We start from the raw sequence: 16,101 nt of genomic DNA, 5'->3' as shown, positions 1-16,101 counted from the left end.
GGCTTGAAGCCCGCTCATTCTGTGGCACAATTCATACCAAAGAAACAGCGATAGACAGGATTATTAAAAGATGGACGTTCGCGCTGCAATTGCCCTTGAAGCAGGGAAGCCACTGGTCGTTGATACTGTTCAGTTGGCAGGCCCCCGTGAGGGTGAAGTTCTGGTGGAAATCATGGCTACGGGACTGTGCCACACAGACAAATATACACTTTCTGGTAATGATCCAGAAGGCCTTTTCCCATCCATTCTAGGCCATGAAGGTGCTGGAATCGTTCGCGAAGTTGGTGCCGGGGTGAAGCACTTAAAGCCGGGCGACCATGTTATTCCCCTTTACACGCCGGAATGTCGTGAATGTCCGTCCTGCCTTTCTCGCAAGACAAATCTGTGCACGTCCATTCGTGGTACACAGGGTAAGGGTCTGATGCCGGATGGGACGACGCGCTTTTCCTACAAGGGGAAGCCAGTTCATCATTATATGGGCTGTTCCACATTTGCTAATTTCACGGTCATGCCAGAAATTGCGCTGGCCAAAATCCGTCCCGATGCACCGTTTGACAAGGTCTGCTACATCGGGTGCGGTGTGACGACTGGTATCGGTGCTGTGCTGTTCACCGCCAAGGTAGAGGCTGGGTCCACTGTGGCTGTGTTCGGTCTCGGTGGTATCGGGTTGAACGTCATTCAGGGTGCGAAGATGGTCGGGGCCAATCGGATTATTGGTATCGACATCAATCCAGAGCGTGAAGCTATTGCCCGTAAGTTTGGCATGACGGATTTCGTTAATCCTAAAGATCTAGGTGAAAAAGGCGATCTGGTCGGCCATCTTATCGAGATGACGGGTGGTGGTGCTGATTATACCTTCGAGTGCGTTGGCAATGTTGGTTTGATGCGTCAGGCTCTGGAAAGTGCACATCGTGGCTGGGGTGTTTCTTGTGTGATCGGCGTTGCCGGTGCAGGGCAGGAAATCAGCACACGTCCCTTCCAGCTTGTGACAGGCCGCCGCTGGATCGGTTCGGCCTTTGGCGGTGCCCGTGGACGTACGGACGTTCCGAAGATCGTAGATTGGTACATGGAAGGGCGCATCAATATTGATGACCTGATTACCCATGAGATGAAGCTGGATGACATCAACAAGGGCTTCGAGATGATGGAGCGTGGTGAGGGCATCCGTAACGTCGTGAATTACACGCTATGACAGATAACCCTTTTACGCTGATCGAACGCCATGCCTGTTGCGGAGGGGAAATTCATTTCCTCTCCCATCAGTCGCAAGAACTTGGGCTGCCTGCACGAGTTAATTTATTCCTGCCGCCGCAGGCCCTTGCCGGCACTCAGGTACCGGTTGTTCATGTTCTAGCGGGGCTGACTTGTACGCAGGATACGTTTCTTATCAAAAGCAATGCCATTCGTTATGCGGCAAAATATGGCCTTGCTTTGGTAGCGCCAGATACTTCCCCACGGGGAGCTGACGTAGCTGGTGAAGATGAGGCGTATGATCTGGGCACAGGCGCAGGCTATTATGTGGACGCCACGTCCGATCCGTGGGCGGCGCATTACCGTATGGGGTCCTACGTGCGCAACGAACTCCCAACTTTGATAGAGGAACATTTCCCCATCAAGGTTGGACATCGTGGGATTATGGGACACTCGATGGGAGGCATGGGCGCTCTGTCCATTGCGCTGGGCGATGCTGGAGCATGGAGGACTGTTTCAGCTTTCGCGCCGATTTCATCGCCATCTCAGGTGGACTGGGGCCGCAAGGTGGCAGCTAGCTATTTCGGGGGGTATGAGGCGGAATGGACGCAGTATGATCCTTGCCTGCTTCTGGACTCTGGCAGAATCCACCCGGGAACCCTGCTGGTAGATCAGGGGAACGATGATGAGTTTCTGGATCGCCTGCGACCGGACCGTTTGGAGCAGGCGGCCAAGGCTGCTGGCCAGTCCCTGAAGTTGCGCCGACATGAAGGGTATGATCATTCTTATTGGTTTGTTCAGAGCTTCATACAGGATCACCTGAAACATCATGCTGAAGGTCTTCTCTGACCATACTGTGAAGAATGATGGTGGTGCCCTTCCTACCCTTTATGTGGTGGGAAGGGCTTTTTTTGTCAGTTATTTCAGTCTTCAGGAAGAAGAGGTTGTTCCGTACAGATTTGTGGGGTCAATGTTTGGACTGGTCAGGTTTGTAAGGCCGGCGGGAGTTAGTGCCTGATAGAAGCAGCTGCGCCGCCCTGTATGGCAGGCAACACCCTTTTGTTGGACAGTCAGAAGCAGGCAGTCAGTATCACAGTCCAAGGAGGCAGCAAGAAGATGCTGCTCCTGTCCGGAACTTTCTCCTTTGCGCCAAAGCTTGCCCCGACTGCGGGAGTAATAACAGACCCGTCCTGTAGAGAGCGTCTCGGATAAGGCTTCCCGGTTCATCCACGCAAGCATGAGAACTTCTCCTGCTTCATCTTGTGCGATGGCACTAATGAGCCCTTGTTCATTGAATGAGACCTGATCTACCAGATTGGTCAGTGTTGGTTCGGTAATAGGTTTCCATTGCATGTCAGCTGTCCTGTTTCTCTGATGATTCCGGGGCGTTGGGCAGCCAGTCAGGCCAGTTCAGCGTGATGGCTTGGTCGTTTAGCTGTAGTTCGGTAGCGTTCCATGCTCGGCGGTGGAGTAGGGCTAGCCCATGTCGCCCGGCATGTGACCTGATTTCGCCGACATCCTGTCCGTCCAAGGTTATAGCCCCACTATCGGGCAGAGCGTCTCCATTGGCGGTACTGATGGGCAGGATACGCCTTTTAATGAGTCCTCGGTAGTGGGTTCGGGCCGTGACTTCCTGACCTAAATAGCACCCTTTGGTCCATGAAATACCATGCAGGTGATCCATGTTGGCTTCTAGGGCCAGTGTCTGGCCGGGAGTGATGTCTTCGTCGGCTAGAACCCCGAGGCGCAGCCGCCGGGTAAGTAGGGATTCGGCCTCAGTGCGGCAGGCCGCTTCGTCATGCAGTGAGGAGGTCGGGATGATGGCCCGCCATCCCAGCGCAGGATGGCGGGGGTCTGACGCATGGATCAAAGCATTCTCTGGCCGTGGGCTATCTGGCGGGCCTGTCAGAACGGTGGCTTCCATTCGCTCCATCTGAACATCGGCTCTTAGTCTGAAACGACGTAGGGTTTTTAAGAGAGATTCGGCTTGATCTTCTGGAAGGTCCAAGAGGAGGGCATTTTCAGTTTTCCAGAGAAAAAATAATGCTTGTATGCGCCCTTGCGCATTGAGCATAGCCGCCCAGATGATATCTTGCCCAGAAAGGGTCTGTAAATCATTGGTTATAAGGCCGTTTAGAAAGCTGGTTTTGTCATTTCCTGTGAACGAAATGACAGCACGGCGTGAAAGATGGTTGCGCTTCATCAGTGTCCGCATAATAGTGGTGGCTACAGAAGAGGGACCTTCACCCTATTCCAGCATGGCATACAAGGGATCATTTCGGGATACCGGATGACTAAGGGGGATTCTAGAGCCTTGCCGACAGATGAGATCATTGATCCTGCCATTGATACCACAGGACGGCGCTGGCAGCTTTTTCAGTTCATAGGGCCAATTTTGGGCGTGATTTTGGTCATTATGACCATTGGTGTCGTCACGCTGTACACATATCGGACCATGCGGGAAGGGGCGATTACCCTCTCACGAAATCTTCTTAAAAGCCAGCAGCGTTATATTACCGAGGAAGTTAGCCATTATCTGTCTCCGGCAACGGGGATTTCTTTCATGGCTAGTGGGATGCTCACCAGCACGGACATGCAGGCAAATGCTAATGCCTTCATGACGCTGGGGCGTTCTGTCCTGCGGGGTATCCCTCATGTGGATAGTTTCTATCTGGCAGATGATCAGGGACATTTTTGGATGTCTGCCCGGCGGGATGGGCAGTACGAGGAGACAACACTTCAGATTGAGGATGGAGCTCCGTATTATCGGCACAGGCTGACCGACAAGGATGGTCGTTTTATTTCCACGGATAGGCTATCGGCGGAAGGGTACGATCCCCGGTTGCGTCCTTGGTATAAAGGGGCACTCCATTTTGAAAGTCGTGCGCCGGATCGTCGTCTGTTTTGGACAGACCCTTATCCTTACCTCTCGACTCATCAGTTTATTGTGACGGCTTCTCTGGCATTCAGGACACTGGATGGACGGCATGTTGTGTTCGCTATCAGCATTTCGTTGAATCGGCTAACACAGTTCGTCAACAGCCTTAAGGTGGGCAAAAGTGGGCAGGCTGTGATCGTGGACCTTAGCGGCCATGTGATTGCCGGTCACAACATGATGGATGTTGGTAAGCCCGGTTTTGATGCAGAAAATGTGCATCTGGACCCCAAGACACAACCCGTTTTTGTCAGGGCACTTAACGTGTTCCGTGTCATGGGGGATGGGACGGGGATGGTGCAGGCTAGGGGGCAGAATTATGTCACTATTGCTTCAGCCATGCCTTTGGCTAAGCGGTCGTGGGTGTTGTTGCTCAATGCGCCTGAAAGTGACTTCGCCAGCTTTACACACGCTGTACAGAAACAGGCGGTCTACTTTTCTATCGTTATTGTAGGACTGGCTTTGGTTCTTGCTTTGGGGTTGATCTATCAGGGGAGGCGGGTTGAAAGGCTCCAAAAGGATTTGACGGTTCTTGATGATAAGAAGAAGGAGGATAATGCCGTCCTTTTGAAGATCACCAATACCGAGGGGTTACTGAACCCGGAACAAGAACAGCCCTATTTCTGTGAGGCTTTGGCCGAACGTGCAGCAGCCCGTCGTGCCAGTGTCTGGCGTTTGCTGGCGGATGGGGACAGGCTGCTATGTGAGGATATGTTCGACCGAGGCAGGGATGCCCACGGGTCAGGCATGGAGCTCACTAGAAATGGCCATCCTGGTGTGTTTGAGTGTCTTGAAAGCGGGCATGACGTTGACTTGCCGGATGCAGGGGAAGATCAGCGTTTTCAGAGTTTACAGCGTGTGGTCATGCGGATGATTGGTGCTAAGCACCTATTCTTCATGCCGGTTGTGGAGGAGCATCGTCCCGTAGGGGCTATCATGCTGGAGGACCCCTACCAGCTGGATGAGGCAGATCGGGTTATAGCGCTGCTTGCTTCTGTTTTGGCTGTTCGTTTTGGGCATGTGCAGGAGGAAGAAAAGAAGACGGCGCAGCTTCAGGGTGGAACCGCAGCTACGGCGGTGGGCACTACGGGGCGATCAGCTAGATCCCCAATGCGCATTGTCGAGGGCTTTCTCATCCATCCGGAGGAGGAGGGCAATGGGGTTCCTCCCATGCCGGGTCTTTACCCGACAGTGCCGATTATGGTGCTGGAATTTTCCGAGGCCTATTCTTCTAACCGTGATACGGCACAGGCCATGTTGGAGTTGGTTGCAGAGCTTGGCGGGAAAATTGAGGGTATTGCCAGAGAACGTGGTCTGTTCTCGGCACAGGTAGCGGGAAACCGTTTCATCTTCTTGGGCAGTTGCTCTCAGAGCATTGATGCAGAAGGCGCTGTGCATCTGGCAGAGGCAGCTATCGGTATTCGTGAAGCTTGTCTGATGGTTATTGCCCAGATGAATACGCAGCTCATGTTCCGCATTGGTATTGATGTCGGTCCCGTCCTTGTTGCTTATTTCGGGGAAAGGCGTGATATCTTCAACCTGTGGGGTGAAGGGCTCACGATGGCCGAAGCTTTGGCGCACAATGCCCCTGATGGTGGACAGATTCAGGTTTCGGAGCGAGCCTATCAGACATTGCAGGGTGTTTTCCTGTTCCGTCTGAGAGGGGAGTTCTTCCTGCCCAATAATGGTATCTCCAATAGCTATATCTTGGCAGGCCGGAGTGAAAGCACGGCGGCGGAGAGATCATGAATTTCTCAGAACGCTTTGCTGTCATCAATAGTGGTCTGGCCATGCTGGGCCGCTTTGCTCGCTCTCAGCCACGCTTCTTTCTCATCATGATCGGAGCGGCGTGGGGGGTTGTATATGAAACGCTTCGTCCTAGCTCATGGCGGCGAACGGTTATCATCGAGTTCCGGCGCAATCTGCGGCAATTGGTAGGTAGCGGGTTTTTTAGCGTGGTGGTGGTAGCCGTCATCACGGGGTTGGGGCTTGTCTCACAGGCTGTGTACTGGCTGGGTTTTGCAGGTATGGCCCAGATGACAGGAAGCCTTCTTTCCAGTGTTCTGCTGCGGGAAATTGCCCCCATTCTAGTCGGTGTCATTCTGCTGGGGCGTTCTGGTATGTTGATGCTGACAGAAATGGGCACCCTGACAACTAGCGGACGGCTCAATACCCTGAATGGTATGGGGATTGATCCTTTCCTAGTTTTTGTGGTGCCGCGTACCATCGCTACGACTGTTAGCGGGATTACATTGGGAACGATTTTCAGTGTTATTGCCCTGGGTATGGGATATGTGGCCTGCTGGATGAAAGGGATTGTCACATCCTCAATCTGGTCGTTCATCTTTGATGTGATCAACAGTATGGAACCGGGTGACTATGTCGGCATTCCTCTGAAATTCCTTCTCAGTGGAGCAAGTGTTGGTTTGTGCTGCTGTTTGTCTGGCATGGATGTAACAGCAGAGGATAATCTAACCACGTTCATGCCACGTGGTTTCTCACGTGGCATTATGTCCATTCTGGTTATCAATGTGCTGATTGATATCATTCTGGGGAGCCTCTGATGGTAGAGAATGCGACTCTTTCAGAGGGGGGGGATTATGGCTTTGTCCTGAAGTTGGATGATGCCGTTCCGTTTTCTGATTCCACGGGGCTGCCTTCGGTAAAGTACAATCTGTCCCTTGAACCCGGTGAATGTGTGTTTGTGGAGTGTCGTGATAGTTTCCGCGCTGCTCAGTTCACGGATTTCTGTGTTGGTCTTCTACCGGTCAAGCCGGACCCTAGTACGGGTAAAGGACAGGGGACGGTCAGTTGCATGGGTTTGAATTGGGCAGAGCTGGATGAGAAACGGGCGCAGGCATTACGGGGACGGATTGGCCGCATAACGGATGATAGTGGTTGGATCGACCTCTATGAAATGCACATGAACATCCTATGGCCTAGCCTGCATCATAGCCGCACATCTTACGATAAACTTGTGTTGGAAGCCGTTCATCTAGCCGAATCATTCGGTCTGCCTGGCCTGCCTACCCAGCTACCGGAAAAACTCTCCCTGTTGGACAGGAAGCGTTCGGAGTATGTGAGGACGTTCATGAACAGGCCCTCCTTGCTTCTGTTGGAAAATCCTATCAATCTTGGTGGGCCGATAGAGCTGTATAATGCCTTTTTGACAGAACTGACCGCGGCACGGGAGCGGGGGTGTGCCGTCGTATGGATCGGTTCGGAACGTTCCGCTTGGGCTGGTTATGCCAGACCTGGGATGCAACGTTTTCGCCTTGGTAGTAATGGTCTCGTAAAGTGAGAGATATGTGATGCGTCCTTTACGTTTACGTCGGCGTTCCGGTCTTGCGGCTCCTTTATTTAGGAGCTCTTTCGTGGATGAGTGGGTAGGGCTGCTTGTTTTGCTGGCTCTTGTCATTCTTACCGCCGTTTTGGTTGAAGCCGGGTTTCTCAAGCAGTGGCTGACACCAGCAGGGCGTCTTCATTTTGTTTTGCCGGAAAGCGGTGTAGCTGGTCTGGCCGTTAATAATGATATTGAGGTTATGGGGGTTCGTGTCGGAGAGATCCGTCGGCTAGACCTTAATGAATCAGGCCGTATGTATGCGGAAGGGACTATAGAACCTCATTTTGAACGCTATATCCGTAGTGATAGCATAGCGACTATCAAGCGTCGTCTTGTTGTGGCAGGTGCGGGGTATATTGAAATTACCCGCGGGCAGGGCGAGCCGCTGAATTGGGATTATGCCGTGCTGAATACCAGAGTAGAGCCTAATCCGGCGGATATGATTGTTCAGACATTGTTAGACCTGCGTGCTAGGCTGCTCCCGGCCATGGATAATGTAGAAGAAATTACGAAGCAGGCCAAAGATATTATGGTGGATCTGCACGCGGGTAAGGGGACAGCCGGTGCCTTGTTGTCGAAGGAAGAGACTGCCCAGCGTATCAACACGATTCTGGCATCATTAAACAAGGCGATTGAGAGCGTACAGCCGTTGGAGCGTCAGCTGCAGGTTACGTTGAATGAAGCCAATGGCGTGATGCGGAACGTGCATCATCTGACCAACGGACTGAAAGATTCTGGACCGGAGGTAAAACGTAGCATCCGTAATGTAGCCGATGCGACCGAGCAACTTCCTGCTGTTCTGGCAGAAGCTGAAGCTACGGCAGACAGTTTACGTAAATTGAGTGATCAGTTGCGAGGCCTCTGGTTGCTGGGCGGCAGTGGAGGAAAGAAGCACAGGCCTAATCGTAGGCTCTCGGCTCATGAGGTACGACCATGAGGTTTCATCATATCATTGTGCCTCTATCGCTGTTCGTAGGATCTCTTGGGGGATGCTCAAGCGGCTCCGGTGAGTGGGAGGATCAGCGCTACGCCGTTAGAATGGAAGCTGCGGACAGTGTGTTTAACCTTGGTTATGTCCAACAGGCTCAGCAGCATTATGCTGAAGCTTTGGATCGGGCGTTCCTAGTTGATGATTCCCAGGGAATTCATGATGCTGGTTTCAACCTAGCCACCAGTGATTTACGCTTGAAGGATTACAAAGCCAGCCTAGAAACCCTTCGAAGAGTATCGGACGCATTGACGGTAAGAGGGTGGACTGAGGCGCAACAGACTGATTTGCACCTTGTGCGTGCTTCTGTTTTCTATGGTCAGGGCCAGTGGCAGGACGCTGCAGCTGAGGCACGACTGGCCAGAAACAGCCTAGATGAGAGGACACGCTTTAGAGCCTATGCGCTGGGCGGTCTTGTTGCTGCAGCAATGTCTGATCGGGCTGGTCTGGAAGAGGCTATTACTTATCTTACCTCCAGTAGAGATGAGGAAGATCAGACTGATCTCAAAGAGCTTCTTATCTGGCGTCTGATCATGGATCAAAACTGGCAGTCCGCTGCTGATAGTGCCGAATCACTGGCTAAGGCTCGCAGAGAAGAGACGGATTATGAGGCTATGCGGCGGGCATTGCGTCTAGAAGTTAGAGCCTTGCGCGGCATGGGACGAGAAAAGGCTGCCGAGAATGTCCTGATGCGGCTCAGGGATAGTAATCGGGAACAGGCTAAGCAGTAAGACTAGCCTCAAAAAAACGCCCCAGAGCAATAAGTTCTGGGGCGTTTTCGTCATAGCATGGCAAGAAGGTCAGGCCGTTGCTGTGTTCTGCATCATAGGGCTCATACCCAGCAGGGAGAGAAGTTCCGTATCTCTGTTCTGTGCTGGATTGGGAGTTGTGAGCAGTTTCTCACCCCAGAAAATAGAGTTCGCACCCGCAAGGAAGCAAAGTGCATGTGTGGATTCAGACATATTCTCACGTCCTGCGGCAAGGCGGACATGGCTAGCAGGCATCATGATGCGGGCTGTAGCAATGACACGAGCAAACGTGATCGGGTCCACAGCTTCTTCATCAGCCAGCGGCGTGCCCTCTACACGGACGAGAAGATTGATGGGAACACTTTCTGGATGGGTTGGTAGATTGGCCAGAGTCGTCAGTAGTCCTGCACGATCCTGCGTGTCTTCACCCATGCCAATGATCCCACCACAACAGACCTTGATGCCAGCATCTCGCACATTAGCCAGAGTATCTAAGCGTTCCTGATAGGTGCGTGTTGTGATGATTTTGCCGTAGAAATCTTCTGACGTATCAAGATTATGGTTGTAATAATCCAGTCCGGCCTCTCTTAGGCGGGCAGATTGACTAGGCGTCAGCATCCCGATGGTCAGGCAGGTTTCTAGTCCGAGAGCCTTGACCTCTTCGACCATGCGGCAGACAGCGTCCAGATCCCGATCTTTTGGAGCACGCCATGCTGCCCCCATGCAGAACCGCCCGGCACCAGCTTCTTTGGAGCGTTTCGCATCAGCGATGACACGCTCCAGTGGCATGAGTTTCTCGGCGGCCATGCGCTTGTCATGATGGGCACTTTGCGGACAGTAAGAGCAGTCTTCCGGGCAGCCACCGCTTTTGATGGAAAGCAAGGTCGAAATTTGGACCTTTGTAGGGTCAAAGAATTGTCGGTGTGCCAGCTGTGCTTGGAAGATCAGCTCCGGAAAGGGCAGCGCAAGCAGGGCTTCTGCTTCTTCGCGTGTCCAGTCGTGCCGGAGCGTGGCCGTCTGAGGCAAGGGGCAGGTCTGTTCAGTCATCTAGCTTTTGTCTCCAGAGTTGGCCGCCTACACCTACCCAAAAGATGGACGCTATGCCATCTGAAAAGTATGGTAAATGCATGAAGTGTTAATGCCATCGCGGGAAATGGGGATGTCTTTATGAAACATTGGCAGATTGATCAAATGGATTGGGCCGCTTTTGATGCGACAAAAGTGAACCCTGACATTCTAGCCCTTGTAAAAGCAGCCTCCGTGGTGGAGAGAAATGCGCGCGACTACACTTGCTACCTTCAGAATGTCTTCCATGATGATTCCGGTTTTCGGGATGCCGCACAGAACTGGGCAGAAGAGGAGGTTCAGCATGGTGATGCGCTGGGTAAATGGGCTATGCTGGCAGATCCGGGATGGGATTATGCCGCAGCTTTCGAGCGTTATCGGGAAGCCTATAAGATAGATACAGATGTTTCTTCATCCATCCGAGGTTCTCGGACAGGAGAGCTGATTGCCCGCTGTATGGTGGAGACCGGTACATCCTCTTTTTATACGGCACTGGCAGATGCTACGGAGGAACCCGTTCTGAAGGCCGTTTGTAAGCAGATTGCGGCGGATGAGTACCGGCATTTCAAACTGTTCTATGATAATATGCATCGCTATCTGGAGCGAGAGAAATTAGGCCGTTGGTTCCGCCTACGCATTGCATTGAGTCGTGTGATGGAAAGTGAGGATGACGAGCTCGCTACGGCTTTTTATATCACTAACTCTGAGCAGTTTCAGTCTTACGATCATAAAAGCTGTATTGCCGCATATATGGCCCGCGCTCTATCCTTTTATCAGCAGAGGCATCTTGACCGTGTTACCGCCATGATCCTGAAGACATCCGGTCTGACGCCTCATTCCCGTATGCAGCAATGGCTAGCTAAGGGAATGCATGGTCTAATCGCCTGGAAACAAAAATCATTCGCTCGTCAGCTTCAGCAAGCCTGAACTGATCTGCATTATCCTGTCCTCATTCTAGTCTGGATGTTTTCATGAAAGTTCCATCATTCCGTGCCGCATTGAAGCAGTGCAGCGTCCTCATGGCCCTGGGGGCAGGACTTGTCATGGGAGGAGAAAGTATCGGACACTCTCAGGCCCAGACAGTACATGCCTATGAAAATGGTTGGGGGTTCGATCAGCCCGGTATGGACCCGGCAGTGTCACCGGGGCGGGATTTCTTCACTTATGCGAATGGCCGTTACATCAGGCAACTGAAGATTCCTGATGACATGAGCAGTTATGGCCCATTTCATATTCTTGCCGAGCTGACACAGGCGAGGCAGAAAGCCCTTCTGGAAGATCTGCTACCTTATGCTGAAGTAGGGAATGAAAAGGGTCAGTTAGCGACTTACTATAGTAGTTTTCTGGATCAGGCCGCCGTTGATGCCAAAGGCGGCACTCCTTTAGAGGCAGAACTGGAGCAGATACGGAATCTGGATGATAGATCATCTCTAGCGCATCTGTTCGGGCTCGCTGCTAGTTCTTTAATGTATAGTCCCTTCGCTCTGGATATTGAACAGAACCAGCAGGACCCGACACATTACATGCTGATGCTGGATCAGGGCATGAGTATCGGGATTAGTGGTGGTCTTGGGCTGCCAGATATCAGCTATTATAGTAATCCAGCTCTGGCCACACAGAAGAATGCCTATCGTGGCTATGTTGCTAAGATGCTGGCTTTGTTGGATTGCCCCGATCCTGTGAATGAGGCCTCGACTGTTGTAGCTCTGGAGACGGCTCTGGCTAAAGTGGAAACGCCCCGTGACCAGACACGAGATCCGCTAAAGATGTTTAATCCAATGAAGGTGAAGGAGCTCATTGCTCTAGCGCCTGATGTGGACTGGGTGACGTATCTACGGACCATGGGCTTGCCAGAGGCTGGCTTGGTGGAGCGTGTTGTGGATGTTCGGGAACCGAAGTCCATCGCTGCCATGACACGGATCATCGCTGGAGCCGATAAGGAAACGGTCAAGGCATGGCTGGCTTTTCATTTGGCTGATAATGCAGCTCCTTATTTGTCGCACGAGTTCTCAGATGCCTCGTTTGATTTTAATGGCCGGGTGCTGACAGGCGTGGCGGCCCAACCTGTGCGTTGGAAACGAGCTATTCGTGCTACAAATGCGGCCATGGGGTGGGCACTGGGGCGTTTTTATGTGCAGCGTTATTTCCCGCCAGAGGCCAAGGAGCGGATCACCGGTCTGGTTCAGGAGCTGAAAAAAGCCTTCCGTTGGCGGTTGGAGCATAATGATTGGATGGACGCCCCCACCCGTCAGGCTGCGCTTATCAAGTTGGACCATTTTGCCATGCAGGTCGGTTATCCCTGTAAGTGGTGGGATTATTCGGCATTGGATATCCGTCCGGGTGATGTTTACGGCAATGCAGTTCGCAGTACTGCTTTTAACTGGCATCATCGGTTGGATCAGCTGGATCGTCCCGTGGATCGGGATGAATGGGATATGACGCCTCAGACCGTGAATGCCTATAACGACCCAGTAAAGAATGAAATCGTCTTCCCGGCAGCCATTCTCCAACCGCCTTTTTTTGATCCAAAGGGGGATATGGCCGTCAATTATGGTGGGATCGGTGGCGTCATTGGGCATGAGATGAGTCATGGTTTTGATGATCAGGGGCGTCATTATGACGAGTATGGTCGCTTGCATGACTGGTGGAGCAACGCATCTTCTCAGGCATTTGAAGCAAGAGCGAAAAAGCTCGGTGCCCAGTATGACGCAGAGGAAGTGTTCCCCGGTTTACATGTGAATGGCCGGATGACTATGGGGGAGAATATTGCCGATCTTGGTGGGTTGAATCTGGCTCTACAGGCTTATCACGATAGTCTACATGGCAGGGTAGATACGCCCCTGCATGGTTGGACAGGAGATCAGCGGGTCTTTTTGGGATGGGCACAGGTCTGGCGTGAAAAAGACAGACCGGATGCTTTGAAGCGTCAGGTACTGTCTAATGAACATGCTCCGGCAACCAGTCGAGTTAATATGCCGGTTCATAATATTGACCTTTGGTATCAGGTCTTTGATGTGAAGGTAGGGGATAAGCTGTATCTGCCGCCGGAGCAGCGGGTCAAAATCTGGTAACGGGGGAGGAAATACCCCCAGAGCAAGCCTGTTTTCACTGATGGAAAAGTGGGAGCAGGGCTTCACAAACTGCCGGGCTGTGGCTATCCCGGGTTTGTTTTTTCATCATGCGAGGCTGTCTCATGTCATATCTCACGATTGGTCATCTTTACACGGCGTTGCATGCCGCTTGTGCTAGCGGCGTGGCCCGTGTCATCGAGGCGAATGGTGAAGAGGTTGCCTATGCTGATTTGAGCCGTGATGAACGCCTTCCGTCTTTAGATGATGGTGAAGTTGATATTCTGGTTTCCGCATGGTTCCCGCAAGATGAGGTGATCCGCTCTCACGGGCATGAGGTCATCGGCAGTCTTTATCATCCTGAATTGCAATTTTCTGCTCTGAGAACTGCTGGTAAAGGTGCTGGCTGGGGTGCGGGGGATTTTACATCTCTTCTGACCACAGCCAATGCTCTTCCTTTTGTGGAGAAGATGTTTGGACAGCGTCCAGACCTTAAAGAACTTCCGCTGGATGTTGTGGCGACAGAGGAAGTCTTTTCACGTCTGAAGCAGGCGGAGGATGCTGGGCACTGCCCTCTTGTTGCGGTGTGGCAGCCTCATGCGATCTTTCATAGTGATATGTTGGAGACACTGCCAGATGGGGATTTGCTTGCTGGAGAAGTGCAGACAGCCAGACTGGTGCTTCGGAAAGGGCTCCGCGATGAGGTGGACGAAGACCTGCTTGATGAGCTTTCCATCATGATGCTGAGCAACAAGGTCATGAGTGCCCTTGATTATGCAGTCAGTATTGATGGAATGAGTCCGGGAGAGGCTGCGGAATCATGGCAGCGCGGGCGTCTGATTCCTCGCTGAAACTGTTTCAGTATCAACGTTGATAAATTGTAAGTTGGAGGTGTCTGCATGGCTCGTCATGCATTTGTGTTTCCCGGTCAGGGCAGTCAGTCTGTCGGGATGGGGTTGGAGCTGTACAAGGCTTTCCCTGTCGCCCGTGCTGTGTTTGAAGAAGTAGACGAAGCGCTCAAGGTAAAGCTTTCTCATCTAATTTTTGAGGGTGACCCTGACGAGCTGAAAGCAACAGAAAATACTCAGCCTGCTCTGTTTGCTGTATCTATGGCAGCCGTTCGGGCATTGGAGCATGAGGGTGGTTTTGCCCTGAAGGATAAGGCCTCACTGCTGGCTGGACATTCTCTTGGCGAATATGCCGCTCTAACAGCGGCTGGCGTCATGAGTATTGCCGAAGGAGCTCGGCTTTTGCGGTTGCGTGGTCAGGCGATGCAGCGGGCTGTTCCGGTTGGCCAGGGAGGTATGGCCGCGCTTCTTGGCGTGGAGCCTGAGGTGGCGCAAGAGATTTGTGCTGAATGTGCACAAAGTGAGGTTCTGGAAGTTGCCAATGATAATGGTGGCGGGCAGATCGTTATTTCCGGGCACATGGATGCGATAGACCGTGCCATGGCCGCAGCGAAGGATAGAGGGATCCGTCGTGTGGTGAAATTGCCGGTATCAGCACCTTTTCATTCTTCTTTGATGGCACCTGCTGCGGAAGAGATGCAAGAGGCTCTGGCCAGTGCAGAACTTCATCTGGCCAGTATTCCTGTTATTGCCAATGTTATGGCAGAGAGCGTATCTCAGCCGGATGAAATTCGGGACTTGTTGGTTAAGCAGATCACCGGGCGTGTGCGTTGGCGGGAAACGGTGCTTTCCATGCCGGGTAAGGACATTACATGCCAGCATGAGCTAGGAGCTGGGAAGGTACTGACTGGGTTGGCTCGCCGCATCGTGCCAGATCTGGGAACAGACTATGCTGGAACCCCGGCAGAAATCGAAACAATGTTGAAGAGCCTCTAAGGGAGTAGTCTTGATGTTTTCTCTTTCTGGTAAATTGGCCCTGATAACTGGGGCCTCCGGTGGTATTGGTGCCGCTATTGCTCGTCAGTTGCATGAGCGTGGTGCAATTGTTGTGCTGAGCGGGACACGGGAAGGTGCCCTGCAGGATGTGGCAGCAGCTCTGGGTAGTGAGCGTGTACATATCGTTCCTGCTAATCTGTCGGATGATGCACAGGCAGATGAGCTGGTCAGCCGTGCAGAAGAGGTAGCTGGTCAGCCGCTGGATATTCTCGTCAATAACGCTGGCCTGACACGGGATACGCTTGCTGTGCGGATGAAGGATGATGATTGGGCGCAGGTTCTCAAAGTCGATCTGGAAAGCCCGTTTCGTCTGGCCCGTGCGGCTCTGAAGGGTATGCAGCGTCGGCGTAGTGGGCGCATTATTTCCATTTCGTCCATTGTGGGAACGACTGGTAATCCGGGGCAGGCTAATTACGCTGCGGCTAAAGCCGGTATCGTAGGAATGAGCAAATCTCTCGCTCAGGAAGTCGGTCGCCGTGGCGTCACAGTGAATGTTGTGGCACCGGGCTTTGTAGAAACTGCCATGACAGACGTGCTGCCAGAGGCCGTGCGGGAGAAGCTGTTGGGGAATATTCCGCTGGGCCGCATGGGCCGCCCGGAAGATGTGGCTGCTGCTGTGGTTTATCTGGCTTCAGACGAGGCTGGATGGGTGACGGGCACGACGCTGCATGTTAATGGTGGGATGGCCATGGTCTGAAAAAGTTGGCGTTTGCAGAAAAACATGCTAAGCGCGGCCTGCTTGGCCTGACCAAGGATCAGAGTATGGCTTCATTGCCGGACATTTTTTGATGTCCAGAAGCTGAAAAGCAGGCAGGTTTTTTCTTAGAAACACCCGGGAAGGGTAGCAAGGATTTAAGG

The 16,101-nt window shown here is 52.6% G+C and carries 15 protein-coding genes; 12 read left to right on the top strand and 3 right to left on the bottom strand.

Annotated features, from left to right (window positions below; genetic code table 11):
• The first annotated feature begins 70 nt into the window (after positions 1 to 70).
• Together AL01_RS01930 and fghA are read left to right on the top strand one after the other, a co-directional pair.
• Positions 71 to 1,192: an S-(hydroxymethyl)glutathione dehydrogenase/class III alcohol dehydrogenase gene (locus AL01_RS01930; RefSeq protein WP_077395578.1), complete on the top strand. Its 1,122-nt coding sequence runs from the start codon at positions 71 to 73 to the stop codon at positions 1,190 to 1,192.
• Positions 1,189 to 2,040: an S-formylglutathione hydrolase gene (gene fghA / locus AL01_RS01925; protein WP_077395577.1), complete on the top strand. Its 852-nt coding sequence runs from the start codon at positions 1,189 to 1,191 to the stop codon at positions 2,038 to 2,040. The genes AL01_RS01930 and fghA overlap by 4 nt, the downstream gene beginning before the upstream one ends.
• 81 nt (positions 2,041 to 2,121) lie before the next feature.
• Here fghA and hisI read toward each other — a convergent pair whose 3' ends face one another.
• Together hisI and ygfZ are read right to left on the bottom strand one after the other, a co-directional pair.
• Positions 2,122 to 2,544 carry a phosphoribosyl-AMP cyclohydrolase gene (gene hisI / locus AL01_RS01920; RefSeq protein ID WP_077395576.1) on the bottom strand — a complete coding sequence of 141 codons (423 nt, stop codon included), beginning with the start codon at positions 2,542 to 2,544 and terminating at the stop codon, positions 2,122 to 2,124.
• A gap of 1 nt (position 2,545) precedes the next feature.
• The gene (ygfZ, locus tag AL01_RS01915) at positions 2,546 to 3,394 is read right to left on the bottom strand and encodes a CAF17-like 4Fe-4S cluster assembly/insertion protein YgfZ (protein ID WP_241502654.1); all 849 of its coding nucleotides are present in this window, start codon (positions 3,392 to 3,394) and stop codon (positions 2,546 to 2,548) included.
• Between the two features lie 87 nt (positions 3,395 to 3,481).
• Here ygfZ and AL01_RS01910 point away from each other — a divergent pair, with 87 nt between their 5' ends.
• From AL01_RS01910 to AL01_RS01890, 5 genes are all read left to right on the top strand, one after another.
• Positions 3,482 to 5,875, top strand: a complete 2,394-nt coding sequence (locus tag AL01_RS01910; RefSeq protein ID WP_241502653.1) for a cache domain-containing protein — start codon at positions 3,482 to 3,484, stop codon at positions 5,873 to 5,875.
• Positions 5,872 to 6,690 carry an MlaE family ABC transporter permease gene (locus AL01_RS01905; protein ID WP_193791523.1) on the top strand — a complete coding sequence of 273 codons (819 nt, stop codon included), beginning with the start codon at positions 5,872 to 5,874 and terminating at the stop codon, positions 6,688 to 6,690. Before AL01_RS01910 ends, AL01_RS01905 begins: the two co-directional genes overlap by 4 nt.
• Positions 6,690 to 7,427: a P-loop NTPase family protein gene (locus tag AL01_RS01900; RefSeq protein WP_077395573.1), complete on the top strand. Its 738-nt coding sequence runs from the start codon at positions 6,690 to 6,692 to the stop codon at positions 7,425 to 7,427. The genes AL01_RS01905 and AL01_RS01900 overlap by 1 nt, the downstream gene beginning before the upstream one ends.
• A gap of 73 nt (positions 7,428 to 7,500) precedes the next feature.
• A complete protein-coding gene (locus AL01_RS01895) occupies positions 7,501 to 8,406 on the top strand; it encodes an MlaD family protein (protein ID WP_241502652.1) in 906 nt (301 codons plus the stop codon).
• Entirely contained in the window at positions 8,403 to 9,188 is a 786-nt protein-coding gene (locus AL01_RS01890) for a hypothetical protein (protein ID WP_143280635.1), read from the top strand. Before AL01_RS01895 ends, AL01_RS01890 begins: the two co-directional genes overlap by 4 nt.
• Positions 9,189 to 9,257: 69 nt before the next feature.
• Here the strand turns inward: AL01_RS01890 and bioB are convergent, their stop codons facing one another.
• Complete coding sequence (gene bioB / locus AL01_RS01885; protein WP_077395570.1) at positions 9,258 to 10,253, bottom strand: biotin synthase BioB; 996 nt, start codon at positions 10,251 to 10,253, stop codon at positions 9,258 to 9,260.
• Between the two features lie 120 nt (positions 10,254 to 10,373).
• Between bioB and AL01_RS01880 the strand changes: the two genes are divergently transcribed.
• The 5 genes from AL01_RS01880 to fabG all read left to right on the top strand — a co-directional run bounded on the left by AL01_RS01880 (position 10,374) and on the right by fabG (position 15,940).
• Positions 10,374 to 11,198 (top strand): acyl-ACP desaturase, encoded by an 825-nt coding sequence (locus AL01_RS01880; protein WP_077395569.1) that lies wholly within the window; start codon positions 10,374 to 10,376, stop codon positions 11,196 to 11,198.
• A gap of 44 nt (positions 11,199 to 11,242) precedes the next feature.
• A complete protein-coding gene (locus AL01_RS01875) occupies positions 11,243 to 13,342 on the top strand; it encodes a M13 family metallopeptidase (protein ID WP_077395568.1) in 2,100 nt (699 codons plus the stop codon).
• A gap of 122 nt (positions 13,343 to 13,464) precedes the next feature.
• Entirely contained in the window at positions 13,465 to 14,190 is a 726-nt protein-coding gene (locus AL01_RS01870; RefSeq protein ID WP_158075915.1) for a glycine betaine ABC transporter substrate-binding protein, read from the top strand.
• Between the two features lie 48 nt (positions 14,191 to 14,238).
• Positions 14,239 to 15,183 (top strand): ACP S-malonyltransferase, encoded by a 945-nt coding sequence (fabD, locus tag AL01_RS01865; RefSeq protein ID WP_077395566.1) that lies wholly within the window; start codon positions 14,239 to 14,241, stop codon positions 15,181 to 15,183.
• A gap of 13 nt (positions 15,184 to 15,196) precedes the next feature.
• Positions 15,197 to 15,940 (top strand): 3-oxoacyl-[acyl-carrier-protein] reductase, encoded by a 744-nt coding sequence (gene fabG, locus AL01_RS01860; protein WP_077395565.1) that lies wholly within the window; start codon positions 15,197 to 15,199, stop codon positions 15,938 to 15,940.
• Positions 15,941 to 16,101 lie beyond the last annotated feature (161 nt).

This window comes from Bombella intestini, assembly GCF_002003665.1.
Lineage (GTDB): Bacteria > Pseudomonadota > Alphaproteobacteria > Acetobacterales > Acetobacteraceae > Bombella > Bombella intestini.
Note: the sequence above shows the minus strand (reverse complement) of the source record. Positions and strands in the feature narration are given on the sequence as shown.

What these genes read in the sequence shown, in the direction of transcription:
- ygfZ (WP_241502654.1), bottom strand. Translation starts at nt 3,394, where the DNA reads ATGAAGCGCAACCATCTTTCACGCCGTGCTGTCATTTCGTTCACAGGA.
- AL01_RS01875 (WP_077395568.1), top strand. Translation starts at nt 11,243, where the DNA reads ATGAAAGTTCCATCATTCCGTGCCGCATTGAAGCAGTGCAGCGTCCTC.
- hisI (WP_077395576.1), bottom strand. Translation starts at nt 2,544, where the DNA reads ATGCAATGGAAACCTATTACCGAACCAACACTGACCAATCTGGTAGAT.
- fabG (WP_077395565.1), top strand. Translation starts at nt 15,197, where the DNA reads ATGTTTTCTCTTTCTGGTAAATTGGCCCTGATAACTGGGGCCTCCGGT.
- AL01_RS01890 (WP_143280635.1), top strand. Translation starts at nt 8,403, where the DNA reads ATGAGGTTTCATCATATCATTGTGCCTCTATCGCTGTTCGTAGGATCT.
- AL01_RS01880 (WP_077395569.1), top strand. Translation starts at nt 10,374, where the DNA reads ATGAAACATTGGCAGATTGATCAAATGGATTGGGCCGCTTTTGATGCG.
- AL01_RS01870 (WP_158075915.1), top strand. Translation starts at nt 13,465, where the DNA reads ATGTCATATCTCACGATTGGTCATCTTTACACGGCGTTGCATGCCGCT.
- AL01_RS01905 (WP_193791523.1), top strand. Translation starts at nt 5,872, where the DNA reads ATGAATTTCTCAGAACGCTTTGCTGTCATCAATAGTGGTCTGGCCATG.
- AL01_RS01910 (WP_241502653.1), top strand. Translation starts at nt 3,482, where the DNA reads ATGACTAAGGGGGATTCTAGAGCCTTGCCGACAGATGAGATCATTGAT.
- bioB (WP_077395570.1), bottom strand. Translation starts at nt 10,253, where the DNA reads ATGACTGAACAGACCTGCCCCTTGCCTCAGACGGCCACGCTCCGGCAC.
- fabD (WP_077395566.1), top strand. Translation starts at nt 14,239, where the DNA reads ATGGCTCGTCATGCATTTGTGTTTCCCGGTCAGGGCAGTCAGTCTGTC.
- AL01_RS01900 (WP_077395573.1), top strand. Translation starts at nt 6,690, where the DNA reads ATGGTAGAGAATGCGACTCTTTCAGAGGGGGGGGATTATGGCTTTGTC.
- AL01_RS01930 (WP_077395578.1), top strand. Translation starts at nt 71, where the DNA reads ATGGACGTTCGCGCTGCAATTGCCCTTGAAGCAGGGAAGCCACTGGTC.
- fghA (WP_077395577.1), top strand. Translation starts at nt 1,189, where the DNA reads ATGACAGATAACCCTTTTACGCTGATCGAACGCCATGCCTGTTGCGGA.